A 5,413-nucleotide genomic window follows, 5' to 3' on the forward strand; every position below is an offset into this window, starting at 1 on the left:
TCTTGCCGCTGAAGGTGTGGTCGAGGCAGGCCTGGTTGCAGCCGATGCAGGTGTTGATGGTGTCGGAGCGGTCGGCGGCGGCCTTGTTCACGAACTCCGGGTCCGCGAGCATCGGGCGGGCCATCGAGACCATGTCCGCGGCCCCGTCGGCGAGCAGTTCCTCGGCGAGCTCGGGGGTGTTGATGCGGTTCGTCGTGACGAGCGGGATCGAGACCTCGCCCATGACCTTCTTGGTGACCCAGGTGTAGGCGCCGCGCGGGACCGAGGTGGCGATGGTGGGGATGCGGGCCTCGTGCCAGCCGATGCCGGTGTTGATGATCGTGGCGCCCGCCGCCTCCACCTCCTTCGCGAGCTGCACGACCTCGTCGAGGGTGGAGCCGCCGGGCACGAGGTCGAGCATGGAGAGGCGGTAGATGACGATGAAGTCGCTGCCGACGCGCTCGCGGACGCGGCGGACGATCTCGAGGGGGAAGCGGGTCCGGTTCTCGTAGCTGCCGCCCCAGCGGTCGGTGCGGTGGTTGGTCGCGGCGACGATGAACTCGTTGATGAGGTAGCCCTCGGAGCCCATGATCTCGACGCCGTCGTACCCGGCGGACCGGGCGAGCTCGGCGGCGCGCGCGAAGTCCTCGACCGTCTGCTCGACCTCGGCGTCGGTGAGCTCGTGCGGCGGGAAGGGGCTGATGGGCGCCTGGACGGGGCTCGGTGCGACGAGGTCCTCGTGGTACGCGTACCGGCCGAAGTGCAGGATCTGCATCGCGATCCTGCCGCCGGCGGCGTGCACGGCGTCGGTGACCTCGCGGTGCTGCGCCGCCTCTTCCTCGGTGGTCAGCTTGGCGCCGCCGCCCCAGGGCCGGCCCGCTTCGTTCGGTGCGATGCCGCCGGTGACCATGAGGCCGACTCCGCCGCGGGCCCGCTCGGCGTAGAAGGCCGCCATGCGGGCGAAGCCGTTCTCCGCCTCCTCGAGGCCCACGTGCATCGAGCCCATCAGGACGCGGTTGGGCAGCGTCGTGAAGCCCAGGTCGAGCGGGGCGAGCAGGTGCGGGTATCGACTCATGGGTCCCTCCACGGCGGCGAACGTCGTCCCAGTTGTAGACGACCCCCCGCGCCTTGTGCAACAAGTTGCAAAAGAGACCTGCGCCACGCGCTCCGCCCGCTGGGGCGTGTCTACGTCTCCAGCACCTCCGCGACCCACCCGTAGGGCAGCTCGCGCCCGTCGACGGTCACCGCCTCGACAGCGCCGCTGCGGGGATCGACCTCGGCCTGCACGCCCTCGCCCGCGTAGCGCGGATACCCCGACTCGCCCCGGCGGCCGGTGGCGGTCACGGTCACCGCGCGCAGCGGATTGCCGTGGTCCGTGCGGCCCTCGGCATCGGTGAGCCGGGGCTTGATCTGGAGGGTGAGCCGCTCGGGCGGTGCGGACATCTCTCGCGATTCGCTCATGCCCGGAGACTAAGACGCCGTTCCGGGACCCGCCCCTCCACGAGAAGGCGGACCGAGGCCAGTTGTAGAGTGCAACCAGCATCGGAAAGGACCCCGCCGTGGCAGCAACCGAGTCCGCCCCCGCCCGCGCGGAGGCCGTCGCCGGCATCCAGCGCGAACTGACGGTCTTCGCGCGGCGCGCCCGCGCCATGGCGGCGCGCATGCACCCCGAGCTCTCGCTCGTCTCGTTCACCCTGCTCGGCCACCTCGACGAGCGGGGCGGCTGCCGCGCCACGGACCTGGCCGCGCACTACGCACTGGACAAGTCGACGGTCAGCCGCCAGGTCGCCGCCCTCGAGCGGGCCGGGCTCGTGGCGCGCCGGACGGACCCGGACGACCACCGGGTACAGGTGCTGGCGCCCACCGAGGCGGGCGCCCAGATCCTGGAGCAGGTCACGCTCAGCCGCCGCCGGGCCCTGCTGGAGCGGCTCGGTGACTGGCCCGAGGCGGACCTGGAGCAGTTCGCGGCCTATCTGACGCGCTACAACGAGGCCTCGCAGGGCATCTAGAACGCCTTCCGGAACGCCCCGGGCCAAACCCCCCGATCGCCCCCGGCCCTCGACGCGTCAGGCCGCCGCGGGCACCCGCGCCGCGCGGAACCGGGTGGTACGGCGCAGCCGGAAGCCGAGCGACTCGTAGAGCCGGATCGCGTTGGCGTTGCGTGCGCCCGTGTGCAGGAACGGCGTCTCGCCCCGCTCCACGATCCCCGCGGCGACCGCCCGCACGAGCCGCCCCGCCAGCCCCTGGCCGCGGTGGTCCGGGTCGGTGCAGACGGCGCTGATCTCGGTCCAGCCGGGCGGGTGCAGCCGCTCGCCCGCCATCGCGACGAGCGCGCCGCCGCGCCGGATGCCGAGGTAGGTGCCCAGCTCGATCGTGCGCGGCAGGAACGGCCCGGGCTGCGTACGGGCCACGAGGTCGAGCATCTCCGGAACGTCCTCGGCGGTGAGCCGGACGGCCTCGGGGTCCGGCACGGCGTCCACCCGGTCACCGACGAGCTGCACCCCGGCGAAGTCCGCCGTCAGCTCCCAGCCCTCGGGCAGGTCGACGGACACCCCCGGCAGCGGCACGACGGCGCCGGGCCCGGCGAGCGCCGCCAGGTCGGCCCAGTCGGCGGGGCCGGGGTCGTCCGGCAGCGCCAGCCAGGGCGACACGTCGAGCGGGTAGCGCAGCACCCGGCCGCGCCGCTCGGCGAGCGCCGCGTGCGGGCCCTCGAGCGCCGCGTGCGCGGGGTTGTCGAGCACCCGCTCACCGGCCCGCCCCGGCGCGGCCGTGCCGCCGCGCTCCTCGTACGTCCGGGTCATCCGGACACCCCTTCTCCCGGGCGGTTGCGCGCTGCGCCCGCGCCCGCCGCTCACGTCCCGCGGCCATGACCCTCATGACCGGCACCCTGGACGAACCGTCCGCGCCGGGGCCCGCATTCCCGTGGGCCTCCCTGTTCACGACACCGCAACGCGTTCACCCGGCCGCAACACCGCCGTACGGCCGCGGTCACGCCCCGCGTTGCTCCGCGGCGGCCGCTGTTGGCATGCTGGCGCGATGCCTCCCGTGCCTCCCGCGACGTCCGTGCCGCTCACCGACCACGTCGAGTCGCTCCTGGACTCCGGGTCCCCGCTGCCGATCGTGGCCGCGGGCGACCCGGTGCTGCGCCGCCCCGCGGAGCCCTTCGACGGGCAGCTGTCCGGCGATCTGCTGGCCCGGCTCGTCGAGGCGATGCGCGCCACGATGCACGCGGCGCCGGGAGTGGGGCTCGCCGCGCCGCAGATCGGCGTGCCGCTGCGGCTCGCGGTGCTCGAGGACGCGGCGGCCGTGCCCGACGAGGTGCGCCTGGCGCGCGGGCGGGTGCCGCTGGCGTTCCGGGTCCTCGTGAACCCGTCGTACGAGGCGGCGGGCGGACGCGTCGCGGCCTTCTTCGAGGGCTGCCTGAGCGTGCCCGGCTACCAGGCGGTGACCGCCCGGCACGAGCGGGTGCGGCTGCGCGGCCTCGACGAACGCGGGCGCGTGCTCGACGAGGAGGTCGCCGGCTGGCCCGCCCGGATCGTCCAGCACGAGACGGACCATCTGGACGGGACCCTGTACCTGGACCGCGCGGAGCCGCGCTCGCTGACGACCACCCAGGCCGCGGCCGCGCGCTGGGCCGATCCCACGCCCGAACGGGCCGCGCGGGAGCTGAGGTTCACCCTGCCCGGCACGGACTGAGCCCGCGCCGGGGCCCGCGCGCGGGTCAGCCGAGCTGCGGCATCTCCCCGGTCGTCCGGGTGACGTCGATGACGGAGAACGCCGCGCCCTGCGGGTCGGCCACGGAGGCGAAGCGCCCGAAGGGGCTGTCCATGGGCCCGAAGTGCAGCTGTCCGCCGAGCCGTCGGACCGTGTCCACCGCCGTGTCGCAGTCCGCGACGACGAAGTAGACGTTCACGTAGGACGGCACCTCCGGCGGGAAGTCCTCCGTCATCCTCATGCGGCCGAGCACCGGCTGCCCGCCGAGCTGCCACACCTGGAAGTCGACCTGCTCGTCGGGCAGTTGCTTCGCCTCGTACGGGAACAGCGTGGTGAAGAAGGCGTCGGTCCGGCCCGGCTCGCGCACGGTGACCTCGGCCCAGCAGAACGCGCCCGGCTCGTTGACCGACTCGAAGCCCCGGTGCGCGTCGGCCTGCCAGACGCTGAAGGTCACGCCGCCGGGGTCCTGGGCCGTGACCATGGTGCCGAAGTCGCCGACCCGCATCGGATCCATCATGAGCGTGCCCCCGGCGCTCTTGATCCGCTCGGCCGCGGCCGCGACGTCCGGCGAGGCGAGGTACAGGTTCCAGGCCGCCGGGACGCCCTCGGGGGTGCCCGGCATCTGCGGGCACAGCGCGGCGACGTGTCTGCCGTCCGCGTCCTTGGCCTGCGTGTAGTCGCCGAACTCCGCGGCCGAGGGGTCGTAGGTCCAGCCGAACAGCTCGGCGTAGAAGGCCTTCGCGGCCTCCAGGTCGGCGAACATCGCGTCGGCCCAGACCGGCGCGCCTTCCAGTGGTGCGGGCATGTCGCGGAAGCCTTCCGTGGGAGCGCCCGGCCCGGCGTGGCCCGGCGGCTGCGGTTCCACGCTAGGACGGGCGGGCGCACCCCGCGATCCGTGGCTCAGGCGGGTGCGGGCCCGGGGTCGAGCGCCGGGGCGACCAGGTCGAAGGCCTCGTCGAGGAGGGCGACCGGGTCAGGGGCGGTGTCGCTCGCGCTCCAGCGCTGCAGGACGACGTGGAAGGCGGTCAGGGCCGTGCCGGCGGCCAGGCGCGGATACAGATCAGTGGCGGCGTCGCGTCCGAGCCGGTGGGCGAGCTCCGCGGCGAGCTCCTCGCGCCAGCGGTCCTGTCGCTCCAGGAAGCGGGCGAGCAGCGCGGGCGTGCCGAGGATGAGCCGCACGACGCGCAGGGCCCGCTCGGAGTGGGCCGCGCACGTGGTCACCGGGACCCGCACGGCGTGCCGCAGGGACAGCGCCGGCGCCTCGCCGTCCGGCCGGGCCGCGAGCGCGCCCCGCATGTCGGTGCCCATGTCCGCCAGGAACTGGACGACGACGTCCTCCTTGGACGCGAAGTAGCGGAAGAAGGTCCGCTTGGAGACCCCGGCGGCCGCCACGATCTCGTCGACCGTGACCCCGTCGAAGCCCTTGAGGGCCAGCAGTTGCAGCGCCGACTCGGTCAGCTCGTCCGAGACGAGCTGCCGCTTGCGGGCGGCGAGGCTCAGATCAGGTCGCGTGCTCACACCCGCATCATACATGCCATGCCACGCATGACACCGGGAGGCGTCTTGACACCAAGTGCCATTGGCGCCAGCCTGTGCCACATGACGCAGAAGCAGGACAGCAGTCGACAGCAGGGCGGCCGCGGGAAGCAGTCCCCCTGGACCGCCGAGCACATCGCCGACCAGAGCGGCCGGGTGGCGGTCGTGACGGGGGCGGCGGGCG

General features: G+C 74.1%; 7 protein-coding genes. 2 read left to right on the forward strand and 5 right to left on the reverse strand.

Annotated elements, in window-relative coordinates; genetic code table 11:
• The coding region (locus GTW43_RS20530; protein WP_161303479.1) for a 2,4-dienoyl-CoA reductase FMN-binding domain-containing protein at nt 1–1,054 on the reverse strand (1,054 nt) is incomplete at its 3' end.
• Between the two features lie 110 nt (nt 1,055–1,164).
• Nucleotides 1,165–1,440: a hypothetical protein gene (locus tag GTW43_RS20535; RefSeq protein ID WP_237536716.1), complete on the reverse strand. Its 276-nt coding sequence runs from the start codon at nt 1,438–1,440 to the stop codon at nt 1,165–1,167.
• Nucleotides 1,441–1,628: 188 nt separating this feature from the next.
• On the opposite strand from GTW43_RS20535, the gene GTW43_RS20540 reads away from it, so the two are divergent.
• The gene (locus tag GTW43_RS20540; protein ID WP_161303485.1) at nt 1,629–1,988 is read left to right on the forward strand and encodes a MarR family winged helix-turn-helix transcriptional regulator; all 360 of its coding nucleotides are present in this window, start codon (nt 1,629–1,631) and stop codon (nt 1,986–1,988) included.
• Between the two features lie 57 nt (nt 1,989–2,045).
• Here GTW43_RS20540 and GTW43_RS20545 read toward each other — a convergent pair whose 3' ends face one another.
• Entirely contained in the window at nt 2,046–2,780 is a 735-nt protein-coding gene (locus GTW43_RS20545) for a GNAT family N-acetyltransferase (protein ID WP_161303480.1), read from the reverse strand.
• A gap of 235 nt (nt 2,781–3,015) precedes the next feature.
• Here GTW43_RS20545 and GTW43_RS20550 point away from each other — a divergent pair, with 235 nt between their 5' ends.
• On the forward strand, nt 3,016–3,675 hold the full coding sequence (locus tag GTW43_RS20550) for a peptide deformylase (protein WP_161303481.1): 660 nt from the start codon (nt 3,016–3,018) through the stop codon (nt 3,673–3,675).
• A 25-nt stretch (nt 3,676–3,700) separates the two neighbouring features.
• Here GTW43_RS20550 and GTW43_RS20555 read toward each other — a convergent pair whose 3' ends face one another.
• Both GTW43_RS20555 and GTW43_RS20560 read right to left on the reverse strand, forming a co-directional pair.
• Nucleotides 3,701–4,498: a VOC family protein gene (locus GTW43_RS20555; RefSeq protein WP_161303482.1), complete on the reverse strand. Its 798-nt coding sequence runs from the start codon at nt 4,496–4,498 to the stop codon at nt 3,701–3,703.
• A 95-nt stretch (nt 4,499–4,593) separates the two neighbouring features.
• Nucleotides 4,594–5,226: a TetR family transcriptional regulator gene (locus tag GTW43_RS20560; RefSeq protein WP_161303483.1), complete on the reverse strand. Its 633-nt coding sequence runs from the start codon at nt 5,224–5,226 to the stop codon at nt 4,594–4,596.
• Between the last annotated feature and the right edge of the window lie 187 nt (nt 5,227–5,413).

It is taken from the genome of Streptomyces sp. SID5785 (assembly GCF_009870065.1).
Lineage (GTDB): Bacteria > Actinomycetota > Actinomycetes > Streptomycetales > Streptomycetaceae > Streptomyces.